The 21,871-nt window shown below is 73.5% G+C and carries 23 protein-coding genes and 1 tRNA gene; 10 read left to right on the forward strand and 14 right to left on the reverse strand.

What is annotated here, in order from left to right:
* Positions 1 to 65 precede the first annotated feature (65 nt).
* The 4 genes from ABZO31_RS13485 to ABZO31_RS13500 form a co-directional block, all read right to left on the reverse strand.
* The gene (locus ABZO31_RS13485) at positions 66 to 254 is read right to left on the reverse strand and encodes a hypothetical protein (RefSeq protein WP_406861416.1); all 189 of its coding nucleotides are present in this window, start codon (positions 252 to 254) and stop codon (positions 66 to 68) included.
* 110 nt (positions 255 to 364) lie between these two features.
* The gene (locus tag ABZO31_RS13490; RefSeq protein WP_406861417.1) at positions 365 to 1,246 is read right to left on the reverse strand and encodes an SDR family oxidoreductase; all 882 of its coding nucleotides are present in this window, start codon (positions 1,244 to 1,246) and stop codon (positions 365 to 367) included.
* Entirely contained in the window at positions 1,243 to 2,172 is a 930-nt protein-coding gene (locus ABZO31_RS13495) for an alpha/beta fold hydrolase (RefSeq protein ID WP_406861418.1), read from the reverse strand. The genes ABZO31_RS13490 and ABZO31_RS13495 overlap by 4 nt, the downstream gene beginning before the upstream one ends.
* Complete coding sequence (locus ABZO31_RS13500) at positions 2,169 to 3,716, reverse strand: flavin-containing monooxygenase (RefSeq protein WP_406861419.1); 1,548 nt, start codon at positions 3,714 to 3,716, stop codon at positions 2,169 to 2,171. The genes ABZO31_RS13495 and ABZO31_RS13500 overlap by 4 nt, the downstream gene beginning before the upstream one ends.
* A gap of 238 nt (positions 3,717 to 3,954) precedes the next feature.
* Between ABZO31_RS13500 and ABZO31_RS13505 the strand changes: the two genes are divergently transcribed.
* The 6 genes from ABZO31_RS13505 (at position 3,955) to ABZO31_RS13530 (ending at position 9,313) form a co-directional block, all read left to right on the forward strand.
* Positions 3,955 to 4,596 carry a MerR family transcriptional regulator gene (locus ABZO31_RS13505; RefSeq protein ID WP_406865347.1) on the forward strand — a complete coding sequence of 214 codons (642 nt, stop codon included), beginning with the start codon at positions 3,955 to 3,957 and terminating at the stop codon, positions 4,594 to 4,596.
* 126 nt (positions 4,597 to 4,722) lie between these two features.
* Entirely contained in the window at positions 4,723 to 5,307 is a 585-nt protein-coding gene (locus tag ABZO31_RS13510; protein WP_406861420.1) for a hypothetical protein, read from the forward strand.
* Between the two features lie 3 nt (positions 5,308 to 5,310).
* Complete coding sequence (locus ABZO31_RS13515) at positions 5,311 to 6,636, forward strand: peptidoglycan-binding protein (RefSeq protein WP_406861421.1); 1,326 nt, start codon at positions 5,311 to 5,313, stop codon at positions 6,634 to 6,636.
* The gene (locus tag ABZO31_RS13520) at positions 6,633 to 7,331 is read left to right on the forward strand and encodes an ABC transporter ATP-binding protein (RefSeq protein WP_406861422.1); all 699 of its coding nucleotides are present in this window, start codon (positions 6,633 to 6,635) and stop codon (positions 7,329 to 7,331) included. Before ABZO31_RS13515 ends, ABZO31_RS13520 begins: the two co-directional genes overlap by 4 nt.
* A complete protein-coding gene (locus ABZO31_RS13525) occupies positions 7,328 to 8,554 on the forward strand; it encodes an ABC transporter permease (RefSeq protein WP_406861423.1) in 1,227 nt (408 codons plus the stop codon). The genes ABZO31_RS13520 and ABZO31_RS13525 overlap by 4 nt, the downstream gene beginning before the upstream one ends.
* A gap of 393 nt (positions 8,555 to 8,947) precedes the next feature.
* On the forward strand, positions 8,948 to 9,313 hold the full coding sequence (locus ABZO31_RS13530) for a hypothetical protein (RefSeq protein ID WP_406861424.1): 366 nt from the start codon (positions 8,948 to 8,950) through the stop codon (positions 9,311 to 9,313).
* Between the two features lie 73 nt (positions 9,314 to 9,386).
* On the opposite strand, the gene ABZO31_RS13535 is transcribed toward ABZO31_RS13530, so the two are convergent.
* The 3 genes from ABZO31_RS13535 to ABZO31_RS13545 all read right to left on the reverse strand — a co-directional run bounded on the left by ABZO31_RS13535 (position 9,387) and on the right by ABZO31_RS13545 (position 12,664).
* The gene (locus ABZO31_RS13535) at positions 9,387 to 11,039 is read right to left on the reverse strand and encodes a sensor histidine kinase (protein ID WP_406861425.1); all 1,653 of its coding nucleotides are present in this window, start codon (positions 11,037 to 11,039) and stop codon (positions 9,387 to 9,389) included.
* Positions 11,036 to 11,755, reverse strand: a complete 720-nt coding sequence (locus ABZO31_RS13540; RefSeq protein WP_406861426.1) for a response regulator transcription factor — start codon at positions 11,753 to 11,755, stop codon at positions 11,036 to 11,038. The genes ABZO31_RS13535 and ABZO31_RS13540 overlap by 4 nt, the downstream gene beginning before the upstream one ends.
* Before the next feature lie 111 nt (positions 11,756 to 11,866).
* Entirely contained in the window at positions 11,867 to 12,664 is a 798-nt protein-coding gene (locus tag ABZO31_RS13545; protein WP_406861427.1) for an exodeoxyribonuclease III, read from the reverse strand.
* 68 nt (positions 12,665 to 12,732) lie between these two features.
* Between ABZO31_RS13545 and ABZO31_RS13550 the strand changes: the two genes are divergently transcribed.
* The 3 genes from ABZO31_RS13550 to ABZO31_RS13560 all read left to right on the forward strand — a co-directional run bounded on the left by ABZO31_RS13550 (position 12,733) and on the right by ABZO31_RS13560 (position 15,883).
* Positions 12,733 to 13,212: a GNAT family N-acetyltransferase gene (locus ABZO31_RS13550; protein WP_406861428.1), complete on the forward strand. Its 480-nt coding sequence runs from the start codon at positions 12,733 to 12,735 to the stop codon at positions 13,210 to 13,212.
* A 192-nt stretch (positions 13,213 to 13,404) separates the two neighbouring features.
* Positions 13,405 to 14,376, forward strand: coding sequence for a trypsin-like serine peptidase (locus tag ABZO31_RS13555; protein ID WP_406861429.1), 972 nt, complete (start codon positions 13,405 to 13,407; stop codon positions 14,374 to 14,376).
* 46 nt (positions 14,377 to 14,422) lie between these two features.
* Positions 14,423 to 15,883 carry a hypothetical protein gene (locus ABZO31_RS13560; protein WP_406861430.1) on the forward strand — a complete coding sequence of 487 codons (1,461 nt, stop codon included), beginning with the start codon at positions 14,423 to 14,425 and terminating at the stop codon, positions 15,881 to 15,883.
* 55 nt (positions 15,884 to 15,938) lie between these two features.
* Here ABZO31_RS13560 and ABZO31_RS13565 read toward each other — a convergent pair.
* The 7 genes from ABZO31_RS13565 to galU all read right to left on the reverse strand — a co-directional run bounded on the left by ABZO31_RS13565 (position 15,939) and on the right by galU (position 21,188).
* Positions 15,939 to 16,012: transfer RNA gene (locus tag ABZO31_RS13565), tRNA-Ala, on the reverse strand.
* 73 nt (positions 16,013 to 16,085) lie between these two features.
* Complete coding sequence (gene glpR / locus ABZO31_RS13570; RefSeq protein ID WP_406861431.1) at positions 16,086 to 17,120, reverse strand: gephyrin-like molybdotransferase receptor GlpR; 1,035 nt, start codon at positions 17,118 to 17,120, stop codon at positions 16,086 to 16,088.
* Between the two features lie 142 nt (positions 17,121 to 17,262).
* The gene (locus tag ABZO31_RS13575; RefSeq protein WP_406861432.1) at positions 17,263 to 17,892 is read right to left on the reverse strand and encodes a GNAT family N-acetyltransferase; all 630 of its coding nucleotides are present in this window, start codon (positions 17,890 to 17,892) and stop codon (positions 17,263 to 17,265) included.
* Positions 17,889 to 18,413 (reverse strand): MogA/MoaB family molybdenum cofactor biosynthesis protein, encoded by a 525-nt coding sequence (locus ABZO31_RS13580; protein ID WP_406861433.1) that lies wholly within the window; start codon positions 18,411 to 18,413, stop codon positions 17,889 to 17,891. The genes ABZO31_RS13575 and ABZO31_RS13580 overlap by 4 nt, the downstream gene beginning before the upstream one ends.
* The gene (gene moaC / locus ABZO31_RS13585; protein ID WP_406861434.1) at positions 18,410 to 18,901 is read right to left on the reverse strand and encodes a cyclic pyranopterin monophosphate synthase MoaC; all 492 of its coding nucleotides are present in this window, start codon (positions 18,899 to 18,901) and stop codon (positions 18,410 to 18,412) included. The genes ABZO31_RS13580 and moaC overlap by 4 nt, the downstream gene beginning before the upstream one ends.
* 78 nt (positions 18,902 to 18,979) lie before the next feature.
* Positions 18,980 to 20,281: a gephyrin-like molybdotransferase Glp gene (gene glp / locus ABZO31_RS13590; RefSeq protein WP_406861435.1), complete on the reverse strand. Its 1,302-nt coding sequence runs from the start codon at positions 20,279 to 20,281 to the stop codon at positions 18,980 to 18,982.
* 4 nt (positions 20,282 to 20,285) lie between these two features.
* Positions 20,286 to 21,188: a UTP--glucose-1-phosphate uridylyltransferase GalU gene (gene galU, locus ABZO31_RS13595; RefSeq protein WP_406861436.1), complete on the reverse strand. Its 903-nt coding sequence runs from the start codon at positions 21,186 to 21,188 to the stop codon at positions 20,286 to 20,288.
* A 95-nt stretch (positions 21,189 to 21,283) separates the two neighbouring features.
* On the opposite strand from galU, the gene ABZO31_RS13600 reads away from it, so the two are divergent.
* Positions 21,284 to 21,871, forward strand: coding sequence for a 5-formyltetrahydrofolate cyclo-ligase (locus tag ABZO31_RS13600; protein WP_406861437.1), 588 nt, complete (start codon positions 21,284 to 21,286; stop codon positions 21,869 to 21,871).

Here is a 21,871-nt window from a genome sequence, read left to right on the forward strand (position 1 = left end):
CGCACCCGGCGTCCCGGGTGCGCCTTTCCGACCGACGTCAGCTCGTCAGTGGACGACGTGCGCCGTCAGGCGCTCTCGTCCTCGCGACGCTGCTGCTGCTGCCGCTGCTGCTGGTGCTCCTGGCGGCGGGGCTGCTCGTCGCGCTGCTGGCGGTCCTGCATCTGCGACGCGCGCTCGGAGGCTTCGTTCTTCGCCTGCCGCGCCCGCTGCTTCAGCTCTTCGGCCTTGTCCTTGAACTGGTCCTGCATGCCCATGTGGTCCACTCCTAGTGGGGGGTGAGGGATACGGGGCTTTGTGGCGCCCCTGGGCCTCCACCACCCTGACACGGCCGGACACAGCACGCATTTCGATCAGCCACGCACCGTCACCGGGGGGCCGTGCGGGCCTGCTCGTCGGCCGCGCCGCCCGCGCCCACCAGGCCGCGGGAGACGGTGCCGAGCCGCGGCTCGAAGCGCTTCATCTCGCGCTGCCCGACGGTCGCGATGATCCCCGGCAGGTAGCCCCGGCTGGACTGCATGCCGCGCAGCCACCACTGGGCGTACACGTGCGCCGAGCGCCGTTCGATGCCGGCGACGATCCGGTCCACGGCCGGTCCCAGCGGGTAGGTGCGGTTGGACGGCCAGGGCAGCCGCTGCCGCAGCTCCTTCATCACGTCGTCCTGGTCCGCGCCGCGCACCATGTCGGTGTCGGTCCACGACAGATAGCCGACGCCGACCTTCACCCCCTTGTACGCGACCTCGGCGCGCAGGCTGTGCGCGAAGGCCTCGACGCCCGACTTGGACGCGCAGTACGCGGTCATCATCGGCGCCGGGGTCATCGCGGCCAGCGAGGCGATCTGCAGGAAGTAGCCGCGCGACTCCATGAGGACCGGCAGGAAGGCGCGGCCGGTGACCGCGGAGCCGATCAGGTTGACCTCGATGACCCGCCGCCAGGCGTCCGGGTCGGAGTCCAGGAACGGACCGCCCGCCGCCACACCGGCGTTGGCGACCACGATGTCGACCTTGCCGAAGCGCTCCTTGACCTCCTGCGCGACCTGCGCCATCGCCACGTGGTCCGTGACGTCGGCGTGCCACCAGTCGGCCTCGGTGTGCAGCCGGCCGGCGACCTCCTTCAGGAGCTCCGGCTCCAGGCCGACCAGCGCGATCTTCGCGCCGCGCGCGGACAGCTTGCGGGCGAGGAGTTCGCCGACGCCGCGGGCCGCTCCGGTGACGACCGCCACCTGTCCTTCCAGGCTCACCCTGCTCATGCGTCCTCCTTCACACCCAGGCCGCTGCCCAGGTACGTGCCGGTCAGTTCTCGGATCCGGGCGGTGACGGCCTCGGGGGCCTCCACCGGGGTCATGTGACCCATGCCGGCCAGTTCGGTCAGGCCCACGCACTGCGGCAGTTCGGCGGCCAGCCGACGGGAGTGGACCGGCGGGGTCAGCCGGTCGGCGGTGCCGACGAGGACCGCGGTCGGCAGGCTCAGCGCCCGTACGCCGGCGCCGAGTTCGAGCTCGGCCAGCACGTGCGACCAGCCGACCCGGGCCTTGCGCGGGCAGGCGTGCACGATGCGGGCGCAGGCCTCGACCCGGTCGGGGGCCGAACCGGGGCCCATCGTCGCGTACTTGAGGATCTTCTTCGAGACCGGCGTGACCGGCCCGAGGGGCGCCCGGGCGCCGAGGATCGCGGTGGTCAGCCGGGTCCGCAGGCCGCCCGGTCGCATCGGGACGACGAGGGACTCGGCGGGGAGCCGCGACGGGCCGGTGGAGCAGAGCAGCGCCGCGGCGGCGTGGGCCGCGAAGGCCGGGCGCGAGGCGGCCGCCATGATCGTCATGCCGCCCATGGAGTGGCCGGCGACGACGCCCTTCTCGCCGGGCGCGAGGGCGGTGGTGAGCACCGCCTCCAGGTCGTCGGCGAGCGCCTCCGTCGAGTAGCCGGACGGGCCCGCCGGGACGGGGCTGCGGCCGTGGCCGCGCTGGTCGTAGGCGATGACCCGGTGGTCGGCGGACAGAGCACGGATCTGCTCCGACCAGAAGGAGACGGAGCAGGTCCAGCCGTGGGCGAGGACCACGGCCGGGGCGCCCTCGGGGCCGTACACCTCGACGTGGACGCGCGAGCCGTCGGCGGAGACGGCGGTCAGTTCGCGGACGGGCTGGGGGCGCACCGGGCCCCCTCCGGCGAGGCGGCTCATCGGGCGGCCTCCGCCGTCTTGGCCTTGCGGCCGGCGCGTTCGCCTGCGGTCTCGGCGGGCCGGGGCTTCTTCTCCGGTGCGCGCAGCACCTCGTACTCGGCGAGGTCGACGGTCCGGGTCTCGCGCCGGAACTCGGAGGTGGTGCCCGGCCACAGGGTGGTGTTGCGGCCGTTGGCGTCGAGGTACCAGCTGTCGCAGCCGCCGGACTTCCACACGGTCCGCTCCATCCGGTTCTGGAGCATCCGGTTCCACGTGCCGACGGCGGACGGCCGGGCGGCGAGCGCGGCGCGTCCGCCGAGGACCTTCAGCTGGCGCAGGTAGTCGGCCATGTAGTTCAGCTGGGACTCGATCATCAGGATCATCGAGGAGTTCCCGAGGCCGGTGTTGGGGCCGATGATCGTCATGAAGTTGGGGAAGCCGGCGGCGGTCGCGCCGCGCAGCGACTCCACGCCGTCCTTCCAGGTCTCGGCGAGCGAGACCCCGTCGACGCCGACGACCCGGTGCGCGATCGGGATGTCGGTGACGTGGAAGCCGGTGCCGAAGACGATCGCGTCGACCTCGGTCTCGGTGCCGTCGGAGGCGACCAGGGTCGAGCCGCGGACCTCGCGGAGGCCGCCGGCGACGACGTCGACGTTCGGCTGGGCGAGCGCCGGATAGTACGTGTTGGAGAGCAGGATCCGCTTGCAGCCGATGCGGTACGAGGGGGTCAGCTTGGCCCGCAGCGCCGGGTCCTTGATGGCGCGGCCGATGTTGGCCTTGGCCAGGTTCTCGACCAGGCCCAGCTCGCCGGGGCGCTTGGTGAAGGCGCTGACCTGGAGCTCGCGGATGCCCCAGAGCAGGCCGCGGCGCAGGGTGCCGGTGACCGGGACGGCGCGGTGCAGCCAGCGCTCGGCGCCGGTGATGGCGCGGTCCATGCGCGGCATGACCCAGGGGGGCGTGCGCTGGAAGAGGGTGAGCCTGCCGACCTCGGGCTGGATCGCGGGCACGATCTGGATGGCGGAGGCGCCGGTGCCGACCACGGCGACGCGCTTGCCGCGCAGGTCGTAGTCGTGGTCCCACTGGGCGGAGTGGAAGACCTTGCCGGGGAAGTCCGCGAGCCCCGGGATGTCGGGGATCTTCGGGTCGGACAGCGGGCCGGCCGCGGAGACGACCACATCGGCGGTGAAGGTGCCGTCGCTGGTCTCGAGGTCCCAGCGCAGCTCGTCCGCGTCCCAGCTCATCCTGAGCACCTCGCGGTTCAGCCGCAGGTGCGGGCGGAGGCCGAAGGTGTCGGCGACGTGCTCCAGGTAGGCGCGGATGTGGCGCTGGCCGGAGAAGGTGCGCGGCCAGTCCGGGTTGGGCGCGAAGGAGAAGGAGTACAGGTGCGAGGGGACGTCGCAGGCGCAGCCGGGGTAGCTGTTGTCGCGCCAGGTGCCGCCGACGGAGTCGGCCCGCTCCAGGACGACGAAGTCGGTGATCCCCTCGCGGCGCAGCCGGACCGCGGCGCCCAGGCCGCCGAATCCGGATCCGATCACCGCCACTCGTACGTGCTCGTGCTTCGTCATGCCGCCGCCTCCCGCGCCACCGACCTCGACTCTGCCAGCAATCACTGGCACTGTCCGGGAGAGTAGAGCACCTCCTTACCGATGGGTAGGGGTCGGACCGAGGAAAGTTACCTGCGGTACGACATAGGCTGGCGGGGTGACGGACAGGGACGGAGATCGAACGGACGTGCGCACGACCGAGCGGGCGACCGGCCGGGGACCGCAGGCGACCGGGCCGGCGGCCGGACGCGAGTACCGCATGGATGAACTGGCCACGGAGGCCGGCATCACCGTGCGCACCCTGCGCTTCTACCGCGAGCGCGGGCTGATCCCGCCGCCCCGCCGCGAGGGCCGGATCGCCTGGTACGACGACCGTCACCTGGCCCGGCTCCGCACCATCGCCGGCCTCCTGGAGCGCGGTCACACCCTCAACGGCATCGCCGACCTCAGCACCGCCTTCGAGTCCGGCCGGGACGTCAGCGAGGTCCTCGGCCTCGGCCTGCCCACCGAGGAGGAGCCCGTCCGGCTCACCCCGCAGGAGCTCGCCGACCACTTCGCCGGTCAGGCCACCCCCGAGAACCTCATGGCCGCCATGGACCTCGGCTACCTCGCCACCGACGGCGAGGACATCGTCCACATCAGCCGGCGCCTCCTCGACGTCTCGGCGGCCCTGGTCAAGGAGGGCGTCCCGCTCGCCGCGGTCCTGGAGGCGGGCCGCCGCGTCCGCTCCCACGCCGACGCGCTCGCCGCCCTGTTCACCGACGTGCTCCGCGCCCACGCCGACGAGAAGGACGCCGAGCGCCTCCGCCCGCTCGCCAAGAGCGTGGTCGACGCGGAACTGTCGCTGGCCCTCGACCGGCGGCTGCGGGAGGCCCGCCGGGAGGGCGACGGGACCGCATGACCGCCTGACAGGTTCTTCAAGAGTTCTTCATCGTCTCCGGCCTACGGTCGGCCAGGGCCTGATCCGCCGGACAGGCCCTGGCCCGCCGCACCCGCGGCCGGCCCGGCGGGAGGAGCGGGAGAACCGATGAGGACGAACCGGGTACTGCTGGCCGCGGCGGCGTCGGTCCTGGCGGTCGCGCTGACCGGCTGCGGCAGCGACGACCCCGGCGCGAAGGTGCCGACGGCGGGCGGCGGCGAGAAGTCGGCCTCGGCACCTGCGGGCGGCGGCGGCAAGGACGAGGTCGCGCAGTACGTCGAGAACCAGCGCAAGTGGGTCGCGTGCATGCGCGAGAACGGGTTCGACCTCCCCGACCCGAACAACCTCGGGCAGGTCGAGATGGGCGACAACCGCGCGCTGAAGGCGGACCCGAAGTTCCAGCCCGCCCAGGAGAAGTGCGCGCAGTTCGCCACCACCGTCCCCGAGGCCGTCGAGAAGCAGCTGCGCCCCAAGCTCACTCCCGAACAGATCAAGACCCAGCAGAAGTACGCCGACTGCATGCAGAAGAACGGCGCCCCCGACTTCCCCGACCCCGACGCGGACGGCTACCAGCCCGCGAACAACTCCGGTGAGCCCGACTGGAACCAGAACTCCGCGAGCGCCAAGCGGGCGGCCCGCACCTGCGCCCCGATCATCGGCGACCCGGTCGAGCAGGGCCCGGGCAAGGGCTGAGCCATGAGCGGAACGCACAGCGTGACGGACCCGGCCACGGACCCGGACCCGGAAGCCGGGGCCGCCGGGACGGCGGCCGGCCCGGGGCGGTCCGGCGCACCCGCCGGTCCGGTACGGCGCCACCGGCGCACCCTGCTGATCTCCGCCGCCGTCCTCGTGGTCACGGCGGTGGCGGCGGTCGGCGCGCTGGGGCTCGGCGGCGGGGGCGGCGAAGGCCCCGAGGCCCCGCCCCGGGCGGGCTCCACCGTGCCGGTGACCAAGCGGACGCTGACCGAACGGACCTCGGTCGACGGCCAGTTGGGGTACGGCCCGGAGCTTCCGCTGCCGGTCAAGGCGACCGGCACGGTGACCTGGCTGCCCGAACAGGGCACCACGGCCGCCCGCGGCGACCAGCTGCTCCGGGTCGACGACCGGCCGGTGATCCTCATGTACGGGACGCTGCCGATGTACCGCCCTCTGGGACTGACCGCCCAGGACGGCGGGCGGGACCGGGACGAGCAGCGCGGCGAGGGGAACGGCAAGACCCCGGACCCCACCGGATCACCGGCGCCGGGGGGCGCCGGAACCGGCGGGGACACCAGCGGGGACACCGGCGGGCCCGAGGCGCCGCGCGAGATGCGGGGCATGGACGTCCTGCAGTTCGAGACCAACCTCGCCTCCCTGGGCTACACCGGCTTCACGGTGGACGAGCGGTTCACCACCGGCACCGCCGCCGCCGTCAAGCGCTGGCAGAAGTCGCTCCGCCTCCCCCAGACCGGGACGGTCGGCGTGGGCGACGTCATCTACTCCTCCGGCGCGGTACGCATCGGCCGGCCCGGCGTCCGGCCCGGCTCGGCCGTCGGCGAGAACGCCCTCACGTACACCGGCACCGCCCGGAAGGTCGTCGTCAACGCCTCGGCCTCGGACGCCGCCTGGGCGACACGCGGCGCGGCCGTCACGGTGAAGCTGCCCGACGGCACCCCGGTGAAGGGCGAAGTGGCGTCGGTGGGCAGGCAGGCGACCGCACCCGAGGGGGGCGGCGGCGAGGGCGACACCGGGCAGGGGCAGGGGGCCGCGGCGACGCTGCCGGTGACCGTCACCCTCAAGGACCAGAAGGCCGTGGGGCAGTTGGAGGGCGGACCGGTCACGGTCGAGTACGTGGGACGCGAGGTCAAGGACGTCCTGAGCGTGCCCGTCTCCGCGCTGGTCGCCCTCGCCGAGGGCGGGCACGGCCTGGAGACCGAGGACGGCCGGTTCGTCGCGGTGCGGACCGGGCTGTTCGCCGACGGGAACGTGCAGGTCAGCGGTCCCGCGGTCCGCGCGGGCATGAAGGTGAGGATCCCGGAGTGACACCGGTCGTGGAGTTCGACGCGGTCTCCAAGACCTACCCGGGCGGGGTGGCCGCGGTCCGCGAGGTGAGCCTGAGCATCGGACGGGGCGAACTGGTCGCCATCGTGGGCCCGTCGGGCTCGGGCAAGTCGAGCATGCTCAACCTCATGGGCAGTCTCGACCACCCGTCCGCCGGGCGGGTGGTCGTCGACGGCTACGACGTGGCGACGCTGTCCGACAGCGAGGTGTCCGCCCTGCGGGCCACCCGGATCGGTTTCGTCTTCCAGCAGTTCCACCTCGCGGTCGGCGTCCCCGTCCTCGACTCGGTGGCGGACGGCCTGCTCTACGCGGGCGTGCCGATGCGCCGCCGCCGGGCCAGGGCGGCGGCCGCGCTCGACCGGGTCGGGCTCAGCCACCGCGTCCACCACCTGCCGCACCAGCTCTCCGGCGGCGAGCGGCAACGCGTCGCGGTGGCCCGCGCGGTGGTCGGCGAACCGTCCGTGCTGCTGGCCGACGAGCCGACCGGCAACCTCGACTCGGCGTCCGGCGCGGCCGTGCTCACCCTCCTCCGGGAGCTGAACGCGGCCGGCACGACCGTCGTCGTCATCACCCACGACCGTGAGATCGCCGCCGAGCTGCCGCGCCGCATCGAGATGCGCGACGGCCGCCTGGTCGCCGACACGGCGCAGAGCACGACGGTCGGGGCGCCCCGGTGACGCCGGACACGGCCCGGCAGCCGTCACCGCCGCGGACCCGGCTGCGCGCCGCCCGGCTCCGCCCCGCGGACGTCGTACGGCTCGGCGGCACCGGGCTGCGCACCCGCCCGCTGCGGGTCTTCCTCTCCGCCCTCGGCATCGCCATCGGCGTCGCCGCCATGATCGCGGTGGTCGGCATCTCCGGCTCCGGACAGGCCGAGGTGGACCGCCGGCTCGAAGCCCTCGGGACGAACCTGCTGCGGATCTCCCCGGGCAAGAGCATGGAGGGCGGCCGGGCGAAGCTGCCCGAGGAGTCCGTGGCGATGATCCGGCGCGTGCCGCCCGTGCAGCAGGTCGCCGCCACCGGCGCCACCGAGGCGCACATCTACCGCAACGAACGCATCGCCGTCGGCCGGACCGGGTCGCTCGTCGTCCTCGCGGCCGGCTCCGATCTCCTCCCGGCCGTCGGCGGACAGGTCCGCCGGGGCCGCTGGCTGGACTCCGCGACGGAGACGTACCCGGCCGTGGTCCTGGGCGCCACCGCCGCGCAGCGGCTCGACGTGTACACCCCGGGCACCCGGGTCTGGATCGAGGGCCGCTGGTTCTCGCTGATCGGCGTCCTCGATCCGGTACCGCTCGCGCCGGAGATCGACGGCGCAGCGCTGGTCGGCTGGCCGGCGGCCCGGACGTACCTGCGCTTCGACGGCCATCCGTCCACGGTGTACGTCCGCGCGGAGGACAGCCAGGTCACCGCCGTACGCGGCGTGCTCGCGGCCACGGCGCACCCGGAGAAGCCGGGCGAGGTGCAGGTCTCCCGCCCCTCCGACGCGCTCGCGGCCCGCGAGGCCACCGAGTCGACGCTCACCGGCCTGCTGCTCGGCCTCGGCGGAGTGGCGCTCCTGGTCGGCGGTGTCGGCGTCGGCAACACGATGGTCATCTCGGTCCTGGAACGCCGCCCGGAGATCGGCCTGCGGCGGGCCCTGGGGGCGACGAAGAGGCAGGTCCGCACCCAGTTCGTGGCGGAGTCCCTGCTGCTGTCGCTGATCGGCGGCCTCGGCGGAACGGTCCTCGGGACGCTGATCACGGCCGGATACGCGCTCAGCCGTGACTGGCCGACGGTGGTTCCCGTGTGGGCCAGCGCGGCGGGCGTCGGATCGACCGTGGTCATCGGCATGATCGCCGGCCTGTACCCGGCGGTGCGGGCGAGCCGCCTCGCCCCCACCGAGGCGCTCTCCGGCACGTGACCGAAAGGGGCCTGTCCGGATTCGGCCCGAGCGAAAAGCGGTCAGTCCGCCCCAAGGGCCCCAGGGGTGCCTCTGGCCGCTTTTCTGCGTGTCGGAAAGCGATGGAATTCCGGCCTCCGACGGAGCGGAGTGATCCGCTGGGAGTTCGGCGCGCCTTCGCCCGCTGAAGGGCGCATCGCACGCGCGCGCATCACGCCCTGACCGGAATTCCGCGCACGCGTTCCACGCCACCGCGAAACAGTCCGGAATGATTCACCGCGACCGACCATCGAAATGCAGTCGAGCATTCTTTCTGACCTTGTATCCACAGTTTCCGCCGGGCAATTCTTCTTCCCGTACCCGAAACGACCGTCCCGCTCCCGAGCGGGACCAGACCGCGTACAGGAGAGAAAGATGCGTCTTCGGACGAAGCTCGCCGCCGTCGCCATGGGGGCCGTGGCCGCCACCGGCGGCCTGGTCGTGCCCACGACCGCCGCTGTGGCCGCCGAGAGCGGCGCGCTGGCCTGCTCGAACCCCTCCTGGTCCACGAAGGACGGGCGCACCGGCCACACGAACACGAACTACGTGAACATCCGCACCGGCCCGACCACCGACTGCACCTCGGTCGGGCAGGCCCAGATGAGCCACAACCTGCGCCTCGACTGCTACCGCTCCGGCGAGGGCGGCACCTGGTCCCACGTCAAGGACGTCACCACCGGCCGGTCCGGGTGGATCAAGGACAGCCTGCTGGACGGCTACGGGGCCAACCGCGCCTGCTGATCCGCAGCTTCACGGCCCTGACGGCCGGCACGACCGCCCCCTCCCCGGCCACCCGGTCCGGGAGGGGGCAGCCTCAACGGCACGGCAGCACGATCGTGAAGGCCGAGCCCACCCCCACCTCGCTCTCGACCTCGATCGCCCCCTGATGGTCGACCACGATCTGACGGGCGATCGAGAGCCCCAGCCCGCTGCCCCCGGTGGCCCGCCCGCGCGCCGCGTCCGCCCGCCAGAAGCGGTCGAAGAGATGCGGCAGATCCGACGCCGGGATCCCGCTGCCGGTGTCCCGGACCGTGATCCGGGCCAGCTCGTCCCGCTCGGCCAGCTCCAGCCGGACCGTGCCGCCCGCCGGCGTGTGGCGCACGGCGTTGCCGACCAGGTTGCTCAGCGCCTGACGCAGTCGCCCCGGATCCCCGTGCAGTCCCACGGGCCGGCGCAGGCCGGGAGCGGGGACCTCGATCCGTACCCCCGCCGCCGCGGCGAGTGCGCTGTGCGCCGTCCGGCACGTCTCGATCAGCTCGCGCGCGTCGAGCTCCCGGCGGTGGTACGTCAGCGCCCCCGCCTCGGCCAGCGCCAGATCCTGGAGGTCGTCGACGATGCGCTGCTGCAGGAGCACCTCCTCGTGCAGGGAGTCCAGCAGCTCGGCGTCGGCCTCGAGCACCCCGTCGCGCAGCGCCTCCAGATAGCCCCGCAGATTCGCCAGCGGGGTGCGCAGTTCGTGGGCGATGTCCCCGACGAGCCGGCGCTGCCGCTCCTCGCTGGCCTGGAGCGAGTCGGCCATGCGGTTGAACGAGCGGCCGAGCTCGCCGATCTCGTCCTTGCCCAGGGCCGGCACCCGCCGCCCCAGTTCGCCCTCGCCGAGGTCGCGGGAGGCGCCGGTGAGGGCCCGTACCGGCCGCAGCACCGCCCGGCTGAGCAGCAGCGCACTGGCGACGGCCGCGGCGGCGACGCCGACCGAGACGGCCACCGTGGGGCCCACCGCGAGCGTGGGCCCGGTGTCGTCCAGCGCACCGAGGTGCACGGTGACGGGCTGCGGGGCGACCCCGGCGGTCTGTTCGGCGAAGACGCGGTGCAGGCAGGCGATCCGCTCGGGCCCCAGAGACGGGGCGCAGGTGCCGGCCGCCTCCCTGAAGCCCTCCAGCTCGGCGCCCGTGGCCTCCCGCCTGGCGCAGCCGGCGGACGCCCCCGCGCCCGTGCCCGCCCCCGCCTTCCCCGCCTCGGTGAAGACCGGGACGCCCAGGTCGCCGGGGCGCATCGTCACGGCGCGGCCGGCCCGGGTCAGACAGGCGGCGTAGGCGGCGCCGGTGCGGTACTCGCCGACGGCACCGGCGGTCACCTTGGCCAGGGAGGGAAAGAAGTCCCAGTCGGGGAGGACCGGCTCCGGCCGGGGGTCCACCAGCAGGGGCGGCGCGGTCCCACCGGGGCGCGGATCGCGACCGAGCAACGCGTCGGAGTCGACCAGCCCCTGCCCGGCCCCGTCGGTGATCCGGATGCGCTGCCCGGTGTCGCGGGCCAGGGTGCGTACGGTCTCGGCGACGCCCTCCCAGGTGCCGTGGGTCTCCCCGTAGCGGCGCAGGTCCTCGGTGATCCGGGTGACGTCCTGCCGGTCGGCGGCGGCCGACTCCTGGACCTGACGGGTGACCTGGCGCAGGGTCAGCCAGGCGGTGGCGGCGGTCGCGGCGACCACGGCGAGCAGGATCAGCGCGAAGACCCGTACCCGGAAGCTCACGCCGGCACCCCGGGCGTGCCCGTGCCGTCCGCGAGCCGGTACCCCCGCCCGTACACCGTCTCGAGCAGCCGCGGGCTGCCCGGATGCGCCTCCAGCTTCCGCCGCAGGTTCATCACGTGCGCGTCGACGGTGCGTTCCAGGACGTCGCGGTCGAAGCCGAAGACCCGCTCGATGATCTGCGCCCGGCTGAAGACCCGCCCCGGCTCCCGGGCCAGCGCCTCCAGGATGGCGAACTCCTTCGAGGTCAGCACCACCGGCCGCCCCGCGACCCGCGCCTCGAACCGCGCGGTGTCCAGCTCCACGTCCCCGGCCCGCAGCAGCGTCGCCTCCGCCAGCGTGGACTTCCGGGCCCGGCGCAGCAGCGCCCGTACCCGCGCGGTCAGTTCGCGGGGGCTGTACGGCTTGGTGAGGTAGTCGTCCGCGCCGAGGTCGAGGCCGAGGAGCATGTCCTCCTCGGTGGTGCGCGCGGTGAGCAGCAGGATCGGCACGTCCTCGGTGCCGGGCTCGGTCCGCAGGATCCGGCAGACGTCGAGCCCGTCGACGTACGGCAGCATCACGTCGAGCACCACGAGATCCGGGCGCACGGCCCGCGCCCTTTCCAGCGCGGCCCGCCCGTCGGCGACGACCTGCACGGCATGGCCCTCGCGTTCCAGATAGATCCGGACGAGCCGCGACTGTTTCTCGTCGTCCTCGGCCACCAGAATGCGCGCACTCACCGGTTCCCCCTCCGTCCGCGTAATTCGAGCAGCGTATGACAGAGCCGGCCGGGAATTCCGCTCGGGATTCCGCCGGAATACGGCCGCCCGGCCGAAAACGACGCCCTTCCGTCAGAGTTCGTAGACCGCCGTGACGGGCGCGTGGTCGCTCCACCGCTCGCCGTGCGTCGCGGCCCGCTCCACCCACGCCTTGACCGCGCGCTCGGCGAGACCGGGGGTGGCGACCTGGTAGTCGATGCGCCAGCCGGTGTCGTTGTCGAAGGCCCGGCCGCGGTAGGACCACCAGGAGTACGGGCCTTCCCGGTCGGGGTGCAGGGCGCGGACCACGTCGACGTACGCCGCCTCGTCGAAGACGCGGCTCAGCCAGGCGCGCTCCTCGGGCAGGAAGCCGGAGCTCTTCCGGTTGGCCCTCCAGTTCTTGAGGTCGGCCTCCTGGTGGGCGATGTTCCAGTCGCCGCAGACCACGACCTCGCGGCCGTCGGCGGCCGCCCGCTCCTTCAGGCCCTTCAGATACGGCAGGAAGGCGTCCATGAAGCGGTACTTCTCGTCCTGCCGCTCGGTGCCGACCTCGCCGGAGGGCAGGTAGAGGCTGGCGACGGTGACGCCGGGCAGGTCGGCCTCGATGTACCGGCCGCTGCCGTCGAACTCGGCGACCCCGAAGCCGGTCCGCACCGCGTCCGGCTCGCGCCGGGTGTACAGGGAGACCCCGGCCCGTCCCTTGGCGGCGGCCGGGGCGTGCGCGGTGAACCAGCCCTCGGGGGCCCGTACCTCCTCGGGCAGCTGCGCCTCCTCCGCCCGTACCTCCTGCAGGCAGATCACGTCGGCGGCGGTCCCGGCCAGCCACTCGGTGAAGCCCTTCTTGGCGGCGGCCCTGAGTCCGTTGACATTCGCGGTCGTGACAGTGAGCATCCGGGGAGAATACCGACACCTCCTGTCGCTGCCGAAGCGGCAGATCGCATAGATGTACGATCTTCAGCATGGATATACAGCCGACGCGGTACGACCACCCCGACGCGGTCAAGCTCGACCAGGCCGTGCAGGCCGAGTACGCCGAGCGCTACGGCGACGAGGGCGACGCCACGCCGATGGACGCCGAGCACTTCGTCCCGCCGCACGGCGTGTACCTCGTCGCGTACGACGAGCAGGGCCGCCCGGTGGCCAGCGGCGGCTGGCGGCGGCAGGACACGAACCCGGAGGGGTTCGCGGACGGCGACGCGGAGATCAAGCGGATGTACGTCGTCCAGGAGGCCCGCGGCCTGGGCCTGGCCCGGCGTGTCCTGGCCGCCCTGGAGGACGACGCGCGGGCGGCCGGGCGGACCCGGATGGTGCTGGAGACGGGCACCATGCAGCCCGAGGCGATGGCGCTGTACGAGTCGAGCGGCTACCAGCCCTGCGCCAAGTTCGGCCACTACCGCAACTCCCCGCTCAGCCGCTGCTACGCCAAGCCGCTGGCCTGACGCCTCCGGCACCGGGAAAGCCCGACGCCGGGGTCGCGCGGATCCCGGAATCGTCCGGTGCCGGGAATCGGCCGTCCCGGACGAATGACCTGACACGCTCCTGACAAACACCGGCCGCTCTGGCACGCTTCCTCACGCAACGCCGATCCGCACCGCTCCATCCCCCACCTGCTCCGGCAGAAGGAGACATGCGTGAGAAGCCATCGCGTCGCCGCGGCCACCCTGCTCGCCGCCGGCTCCCTGCTCACCGGCGGGCTGACGACCGCCACGGCCCAGGCCGCCGGGTCCGACGCCGCCGCGCGGACCGTCAGCGCCTCCGACCGGCAGAAGGCGGCGGCCTTCTGGACCGCCGACCGGATGCGGTCGGCCACCCCGCTCGACCTCACCGCCTCCCCCGGCGCGCCGAAGAAGGTCGCCCGCTCCGACCGGGCCACCACGATCGCCCCGACGACGGCCCCCGGCGGCTCCGCCGGCACCCTCGCCTTCCCGCAGGCGGGCGGCCCGTGGACCGGCGGCGGCGCGGTCGTGAAGACCTCCGGCCGGGTGTTCTTCACCTTCCAGGGCCGGACCGCCTCCTGCTCCGGCAACGCCGTCACCAGCCAGAACGCCAGCACGGTCATCACCGCCGGGCACTGCGTGAAGTACCAGGGCAGCTGGCACACCGACTGGGTCTTCGTCCCCGCGTACGACAACGGCAGTGCCCCGTACGGCCGGTGGACGGCGTCGAAGACGCTGACCACCCCGCAGTGGGAGGCGAGCGAGGACATCAACTACGACGTCGGCGCGGCCGTCGTCGCCCCGCTGAACGGCCAGAAGCTCACCGCCGTCACCGGCGCGCAGGGCATCCAGTTCAACGGCGGCTACAACAAGGCGATGTACGCCTTCGGCTTCCCGGCCGCGTCCCCGTACGACGGCAGCAAGCTGATCCACTGCTCCGGGAACTCCTCCAAGGACTTCCTGTTCTCGCAGGACCACAGCCTTGGCTGCAACATGACCGGCGGCTCCAGCGGCGGCCCCTGGTTCACCGGCTTCAGCGAGTCCGCCGGCACCGGCCTGCAGGTCTCGGTGAACAGCTTCGGCTACACCTTCCTGCCCAACCGCATGTTCGGCCCGTACTTCGGCAACGACGCGAAGGCCCTGTACGAGAGGGCACAGGTGTCCTGAATCTGAGCGATACTCTCCCCCAGTCTTCGACCGGGAGGGGCCCCAGATGCTCAGATGGGGAATCGAACCACTGCACCGGGCGGGTACCCGCTACTTCCACGAGATAGAGAGCCGGCTCACCGGGGTCTCCGGCCCCGGCGTGCCGGCCGACAACGAGGCCGGGGTCATCGGCTGGGGCACGTCCTGGCGGATGCAGGGCTATCTGATGATGGCCGAGCGCACCGGCGACCCCGCCTACGCCGAGCGTCTCGCCGAGCTCGTGGACGACGTCCTGGCCGCCCGCGACGACGTGCGCGGGGTCCGGGACCACCGGGGCCGCAGCCGCGGAGTGTGGAGCACCGCGGGCAAGTTCACGGCGGCGACCGCGGTGATCCCCGACACGGAGGGCCGCCCGGCCCTGGAGATCACGGTCTGCCCGCCGAGCGCCCACCTCGCGCGGCTGACGGTGGAGACGTACGACGACGGGAGCTTCGGCTTCACGATCCCCGAGGCGCCGCGCCGCAAGCCGTACGCGAGCGGGCCGCTGAGCCTGGACCCGGCGGACGAGCGGCGCGCGGACCGGGCGCTGTACGCGGCGTACACGCAGCGGGACGGGCTGACGGCCCGTCTGCTGCCCGGGGACCCCGCGCGCCGGGTCCGTCCCGGCGTGTACGCGGCGAAGCCGGCGCTGGTGCCGCTGGCCGCGCAGACCGGCATGATCGTCCACCCGCTGGCGAGCCTGGCCCGGCTGGCCGTGGAGCGCCCCGACGCCGTGCCCGCGTCCGTCCGCGCCCGGATCGACGGCTACCTGGACGCGACGGTCCGCGCGATCGCCGCGCACGACGAGCAGTGGGTCACCACGGACGACGGCCGCGGGGCGTACCGCTGGCTGCCGGACGAGCCGGTCTCCTTCGCGGGCGCGGAGCTGCCGACCAACGAGTTCCTGGCGATGGGCCGGGCGCTCGTCCAGCTCGCCGTGGTCACCGGGGAGCCGGTGTACGCCGAGCGGGCCGAGGCCATGGCCCGCTCGCTGCGCGGCGACCTGACGATCACCGACGGGGTGGCGAGCTGGCCGTACTGGCCGAGCTTCGGCCGGGTGTACCGCGGCTGGACGGCGACCGGCTCCCCGGAGACCGACGTCTCCCTGGTCCGCCCCTCGTACGCCCCGGTCACCGTCCCCGAGGACGTCACGCACGCCCTGATCGACCTGGACTTCCTCTGCCTGTACCAGGCGACCGACCGGCTCCCGCCGGTCTTCACCCCGGACGAGATGCGCGCCGTCGCCGCGACGTTCACCCGCAACGCCCTGGACCGCCGCGGGCTGCGCTCCCGGCTGCGGCACGACGTCGGCGGCGCGGGCCGCCCCGGCACGGACCGCGAGCAGGCCCACGTGGCCGCCTGGCTGCCGCTGCGCCAGTGGTCCCCCGCGATCCCCCGTCAGGTCCGCCGCGTCCAGCCCGAGCTCCCGCCGGCCCCGCTGATGGGCGTCGACACGTACTGCGGTGCCCTGCTGGCCCGTTGGGGCTGAGCACAAAAGAAGGATCCCGCCCGATCTTCCGATCGGACGGGATCCTTCGTGTCTGTGGACCTGTGGGGATTTGAACCCCAGACCCCCTCGATGCGAACGAGGTGCGCTACCAGACTGCGCCACAGGCCCTTGCGACGTGTGAAACATTAGCATCCCGATCGGGGTGCTCGGAAATCCGATCCCCGACGGCCGCGCCGCGGCGTCATTCGTTGGCCGCGCGCGGCCGGTCCTCGTCGGCGTACTGGTCGAACAGCGGGGTCCGTCCGTGGTCCCGGCCGCGGCGCTGCGGGGCGCTGCGCTGCCGCGGCGCGGGGGCGGGCGCGGGCGTCGGCTCGGCGGCCGTGGAGGAGCGGGCGGCGCTCCAGGTCTCCGGGTCCGTGATGTCGACGCCGCCGCCGGCCCGCGGGGCGACCGGGGCCGTCACGTACGTGGGCAGCGGCACCGGCACCGGGTCCCAGCTGTCGCCGCGGGCCGGGCCGCGCTCGCGCTGCTGGTCCACCCACTCGGCGTGGTCGGTCTGCTCGACCAGCGCCCGGCGGCCGGCCTCCTGCGGGGAGACCGCGGCCTTCGGCTCCGGTTCGGGGCCCGCGGGCTCCTCGTCGGCCGGCTCCGCGGCGGGCTGCCGGCGCGGCCGGCTCTCGCGCAGCCGCTGCGCGGCGGCCTCGGCGCGCCGGCGGTCCATGACGTACACGAACCGGCGCCGCTCCTGCTTGCGCAGATGCACGATGTACGCGCTGAGCAGCACGGCCGGCACGGCCGGGGCCCACAGGAACGCCAGACCGCCGACCGCGGCGACGACCGAGCCGAGGGTGAAGGCGAGGAAGAGCATCACCGTGGTGCGCCGGCGGCGGGCCAGCACCTTGGAACGGCGGGCGCGCTCGGCCGCCTGGCCGTCCTGGGGGCGCCGGCGGGGTGCGGGGACCGCTTCCTCGGGAAGCTCCAGGCGCGCCTCGGTTCTGGCCGCGGGCGCGGAGAACGCCCGGACGTCGACCGAGCTCACATGCTCGGTCGCGGCGTCCGGGTCGGCCTCGGGACCGTCGACCACATCGCGCTCACGCAGCTCCCTGGCGTACCGGCGCTCCATTCCCGCCCGTCCGGACAGCAGCCGGATGGCGGTGCTGAAGCGTTCCGTCGGACGGGCTTCGTTCAGCTCGTCCTGCCTGCGGAGCCACATCGGCACCAAGTAGGCGGCCCAGGCCCCGACGATGACTGCGTAGATGAGGCCGCTGCTGCTCACGCCTCACACCGTAGAGGGGTTCGCCTGGAGGCATCGGCCAATTGAGCCGGTGTGTCGCACGATCTGGCTGATATCACTGAACTTTTTTGTGATTGTTCAGATCGATTGGCGCCCGACTGCCGATTAAATTCGAACACCTTTGTTATTTCGTGGGTCGCGGGGGCGTCGGTCGTGCCTGGTGCCAGCGTCGCAGCAGCCCCTCCGGCACCTCCTCCGCGGTGAGCGCGAACACCAGATGGTCACGCCACGCACCGTCGATGTGGAGATAGCGCGGGCGCAGCCCTTCCTCCCGGAATCCCAATTTCTCCACGACCCGGCGGCTGGGCCCGTTCTCCGGTCGAATGCAGACTTCCATCCGGTGCAGGCCGACCGCGCGGAAGCAGTGGTCCACCGCGAGCGCGACCGCCGTCGGCATGACCCCGCGGCCCGCCACGTCCCGGTCGACCCAGTAGCCGACATGGCCCGAGCACATCGAGCCCCAGGTGATCCCGGCGACCGTGAGCTGGCCGACCAGCCTGCCCCGGTACTCGATCACGAACGGCAGCATGCGTCCCGCGTTCGCCTCGGCACGCAGATGCCGCACCATCTGACGGTACGTCGGACGCTGGGCCACCGGGCCGCCGGGCGGGGGCGGCGGCACGGTCGCCTCCCAGGGGCGCAGCCAGTCCCGGTTGCGCTGGTTCACCTCGCGCCAGGCCCGGTGGTCGCGCAGCTTTATCGGACGCAGGACGACGTCGCCGTCGCGCAGCACCACGGGCCAGGTCGGCGTCATGACGCCGCGCCCGCTTCCGCCGCCGGCCCCGGGTGGTCGCCGCCGCGGAGCTGGTCCACGGCGTGCTTGAGCAGCGGCTCCAGGACGGCGAGGCCGTCCCGTACCCCGCCCGTCGAACCGGGCAGGTTCACGATCAGCGTGCCGCCCGCGACGCCCGCGAGCCCGCGGGACAGCGCGGCCGTCGGCACCTTCTCGCGGCCGTACGCCCGGATCGCCTCCGGGATGCCGGGGATCTCGTGGTCCAGCACGGCCCGGGTGACCTCGGGGGTCGCGTCGGTGGGCGAGATCCCCGTACCGCCGGTGGTCAGCACGACGTCGTACCCGGCCGCGACGGCCGCGCGCAGCGCCGCGCCGACGGGCTCGCCGTCCGGCACCACCTGCGGCCCGTCGACCGCGAACCCGAACGCCTCCAGGCCCGCGGCGAGGAGCGGCCCGCCCCTGTCCTCGTACACACCGGAGGCCGCCCGGTTGGAGGCGGTGACGACGAGGGCGCGGTACGCCGCGGCGCCGCCGGCGGTCATGACGCCGGCTCCTCGCGGGTCCAGTGGCCCGACTTGCCGCCGGTCTTCTCCTCGACCCGTACGTCGGAGATCACCGCGCCCTTGTCGACGGCCTTGATCATGTCGACGACGGTCAGCGCCGCCACCGCCACCGCCGTCAGGGCCTCCATCTCGACGCCCGTGCGGTCGGTGGTCTTCACCGTCGCCAGGATCTCCACCGCGTCGTCCGCGACCGTCAGGTCCAGCTTCACGCCGGAGACCGCCAGCGGGTGGCAGAGCGGGATCAGGTCCGGGGTGCGCTTCGCGCCCATGATCCCGGCGATCCGGGCCGTGGCGAGCGCGTCGCCCTTCGGGACGCCCTCGCCGCGCAGCAACTCGATCACGCGCGGCGAGACGAGGACCCGTCCGCTCGCGCGGGCGGTGCGCGCGGTGACCTCCTTCGCGGAGACGTCGACCATGCGGGCCGCGCCCGCCTCGTCGATGTGGGTGAGTCCTTGCTGCGTGCTCATGGCCGTGACACTCCCGGTCGCTGTGTGGGACGACACGGTACCGCCACCATGCCCCACGAGGCCGGACCGGACCACTCCTCAGCCGAGCAGGACCACGTCCAGCTCCTCGCCGGGCTCCAGCGACGTCGTGTCCTCCGGCACCACGAGCAGCGCGTCCGCGTGCGCCAGCGCCGCGATCAGGTGCGAGCCGGCCCCGCCCACCGGCGCGACCGTGCCGGACTCCGCGTCGTACCGGCCGCGCAGGAACTGGCGGCGGCCCTCCGGCGAGGTCAGCGCACGGTCCGCCTTCAGCACCGCCCGCACCCGGGGCCGGTGCAGATCGTCCACGCCCATCAGCGCCCGGATCGCCGGCCGCACGAACAGCTCGAACGACACGTACGACGACACCGGGTTCCCCGGCAGCGCGAGCAGCGGCGTGCGGTCCGGGCCGATCATGCCGAAGCCCTGCGGCTTGCCCGGCTGCATCGCGAGCTTGCGGAACTCCACCTCGCCGTCCGCCGTCAGCGCCTCCTTGACCACGTCGTACGCACCGACGCTCACGCCGCCCGTGGTGACCAGCAGGTCCGCCCGGATCAACTGGTCCTCGATCGCGGCGCGCAGCGCCTCCGCGTCGTCGGCGACCGCGCCCACCCGGTACGCCAGCGCGCCCGCGTCGCGCGCCGCGGCCGCCAGCTGGAAGCTGTTCGAGTCATAGATCTGACCCTCCTTCAGCTCCTCGCCGGGCTGCACCAGTTCGCTGCCGGTGGAGATCACGACCACCCGCGGCCGGGGCCGCACCCGCACCGTGCCACGGCCGATCGCCGCCAGCAGGCCCAGCTGCGGCGGGCCGAGGACCGTACCCGCCTCCAGCGCCAGATCACCCGCCTGCACATCGCTGCCGCGGGCCCGCACATGCGCCCGCGCCCCGGCCGGCCGGTACACCCGCACCTCGCCGCCCGCGCCCTCCGGCGCGGCGCTCGCCGCCCGCATCCCGCTCGCCGCACCGCCGCCCGTACCGCCGTCCGTCCACTCCACGGGGACGACCGCCTCCGCGCCCGGCGGCAGCGGCGCACCCGTCATGATCCGCGCCGCCTCGCCCGGTCCGACCGTCGGCAGCCCGCCCGCCCCGGCCGCCACGTCGCCGATCACCGTCAGCACCGCCGGGTACTCCTCCGACGCCCCGGCCACGTCCGCGACACGGACCGCGTACCCGTCCATGGAGCTGTTGTCGAACGGGGGCAGCGCGACCGGCACCGTCACGTCCTCCACCAGGACGCAGCCCTGCGCGTCCGGCAGTTGCAGCTCGATCGGGTCCAGCGGCCCGACCGCCGCCAGAATGTCGTCCAGGTGCTCGTCGACCGACCACAACCGGGCCGCCGACGGTGCCGTACTGCTGCTCACCGCGCTACATCTCCTCGCTGACGAACCTGCGGAGCCAGGAACGGAAGTCCGGTCCGAGATCTTCACGTTCGCACGCGAGTCTGACAATGGCACGCAGATAGTCGCCGCGGTCACCGGTGTCGTAACGGCGGCCCTTGAAGACGACGCCGTGCACCGGACCGCCGACCGTCTCGTCCGCCGCGAGCTTCTGCAGCGCGTCCGTCAGCTGGATCTCGCCGCCGCGGCCCGGCTCGGTCTCACGCAGTATGGCGAAGACCGCCGGGTCGAGGACATAGCGGCCGATGATCGCGTAGTTGCTCGGCGCCTCCTCCGGACTCGGCTTCTCCACCAGGTCCGTCACCTTGACCACGTCGGAGTCGACGGTCGCCTCCACCGCCGCGCAGCCGTACAGATGGATCTGCTCCGGCTCGACCTCCATCAGCGCGATCACACTGCCGCCCTCGCGCTCCTGCACCTCCACCATCCGCGACAGCAGCGGGTCCCGCGGATCGATCAGGTCGTCGCCGAGCAGCACCGCGAACGGCTGGTCGCCGACGTGCGGGGCCGCGCACAGCACCGCGTGACCCAGCCCGCGCGGGGCGCCCTGGCGCACGTAGTGCATGGTGGCGAGGTCGGTCGACTCCTGGACCTTCTCGAGGCGGTCGATGTCCCCCTTGCGGGTCAGCGCCTCCTCCAGCTCGTAGTTCCGGTCGAAGTGGTCCTCGAGCGGCCGCTTGTTGCGGCCCGTGATCATGAGGACGTCGGTGAGCCCGGCGCCCACCGCCTCTTCGACGACGTACTGGATGGCAGGCTTGTCGACGACCGGCAGCATCTCCTTGGGAGTGGCCTTGGTCGCCGGCAGGAACCGGGTGCCGAGGCCGGCGGCCGGGACGACAGCCTTGCTGATCCTGGGGAACGACTGAGTCATGCCGTGCACCCTATCCGCTCGGTATGGAAGAAAAGATGAGGCTCCGATTAAGTTCCGTGTCATAAGCATGGCTATGAGAGGTATGTGAATCCACTGTGTCCGAGGACAAGTCCGAAAAGGCCGTCCTGCGCCGCCAACTCCTCGCCCGCCGGGCCCTGCTGAGCAGCGAGGACGTCGACGCCGCCGCCCGCGCGATCGCCCGGCAGGGGCAGGGACTGGCCGAACTCGCCGCGGCCGGCACCGTCGCCGCTTACGTGTCCATCGGCACCGAACCCGGCACCCGCGCCCTGCTCGACACCCTGCGCGCACGCGGGGTGCGCGTCCTGCTGCCGGTACTGCTGCCCGACAACGACCTGGACTGGGCCGTGTACGAGGGCGCCGCGCACCTGGAACGGGCCAGGCTCGGACTGCTCGAACCGGCCGGCGAACGGCTCGGCCCGGACGCCGTCCGCACGGCCGACACCGTGCTGCTGCCCGGCCTCGCCGTCGACGCCCGCGGCATGCGCCTCGGCCGCGGCGGCGGCTCGTACGACCGGGTCCTCGCCCGGCTCGCCGACGCGGGCGCGGACCCGGCGCTCGTCGTCCTCCTGTACGCGGACGAGGTGGTCGCGCGGGTCCCGGAGGAACCGCACGACCACCCCGTCCAGGCGGTGGTGACGCCCGAGGGCGTGCACCGCTTCTGA

Origin of the sequence: Streptomyces solicamelliae (genome assembly GCF_045348655.1) — a bacterium.
Lineage (GTDB): Bacteria > Actinomycetota > Actinomycetes > Streptomycetales > Streptomycetaceae > Streptomyces > Streptomyces solicamelliae.

What these genes read in the sequence shown, in the direction of transcription:
- ABZO31_RS13485 (WP_406861416.1), bottom strand. Translation starts at nt 254, where the DNA reads ATGGGCATGCAGGACCAGTTCAAGGACAAGGCCGAAGAGCTGAAGCAG.
- ABZO31_RS13490 (WP_406861417.1), bottom strand. Translation starts at nt 1,246, where the DNA reads ATGAGCAGGGTGAGCCTGGAAGGACAGGTGGCGGTCGTCACCGGAGCG.
- ABZO31_RS13495 (WP_406861418.1), bottom strand. Translation starts at nt 2,172, where the DNA reads ATGAGCCGCCTCGCCGGAGGGGGCCCGGTGCGCCCCCAGCCCGTCCGC.
- ABZO31_RS13500 (WP_406861419.1), bottom strand. Translation starts at nt 3,716, where the DNA reads ATGACGAAGCACGAGCACGTACGAGTGGCGGTGATCGGATCCGGATTC.
- ABZO31_RS13505 (WP_406865347.1), top strand. Translation starts at nt 3,955, where the DNA reads ATGGATGAACTGGCCACGGAGGCCGGCATCACCGTGCGCACCCTGCGC.
- ABZO31_RS13510 (WP_406861420.1), top strand. Translation starts at nt 4,723, where the DNA reads ATGAGGACGAACCGGGTACTGCTGGCCGCGGCGGCGTCGGTCCTGGCG.
- ABZO31_RS13515 (WP_406861421.1), top strand. Translation starts at nt 5,311, where the DNA reads ATGAGCGGAACGCACAGCGTGACGGACCCGGCCACGGACCCGGACCCG.
- ABZO31_RS13530 (WP_406861424.1), top strand. Translation starts at nt 8,948, where the DNA reads ATGCGTCTTCGGACGAAGCTCGCCGCCGTCGCCATGGGGGCCGTGGCC.
- ABZO31_RS13545 (WP_406861427.1), bottom strand. Translation starts at nt 12,664, where the DNA reads ATGCTCACTGTCACGACCGCGAATGTCAACGGACTCAGGGCCGCCGCC.
- ABZO31_RS13550 (WP_406861428.1), top strand. Translation starts at nt 12,733, where the DNA reads ATGGATATACAGCCGACGCGGTACGACCACCCCGACGCGGTCAAGCTC.
- ABZO31_RS13560 (WP_406861430.1), top strand. Translation starts at nt 14,423, where the DNA reads ATGCTCAGATGGGGAATCGAACCACTGCACCGGGCGGGTACCCGCTAC.
- ABZO31_RS13575 (WP_406861432.1), bottom strand. Translation starts at nt 17,892, where the DNA reads ATGACGCCGACCTGGCCCGTGGTGCTGCGCGACGGCGACGTCGTCCTG.
- ABZO31_RS13580 (WP_406861433.1), bottom strand. Translation starts at nt 18,413, where the DNA reads ATGACCGCCGGCGGCGCCGCGGCGTACCGCGCCCTCGTCGTCACCGCC.
- moaC (WP_406861434.1), bottom strand. Translation starts at nt 18,901, where the DNA reads ATGAGCACGCAGCAAGGACTCACCCACATCGACGAGGCGGGCGCGGCC.
- galU (WP_406861436.1), bottom strand. Translation starts at nt 21,188, where the DNA reads ATGACTCAGTCGTTCCCCAGGATCAGCAAGGCTGTCGTCCCGGCCGCC.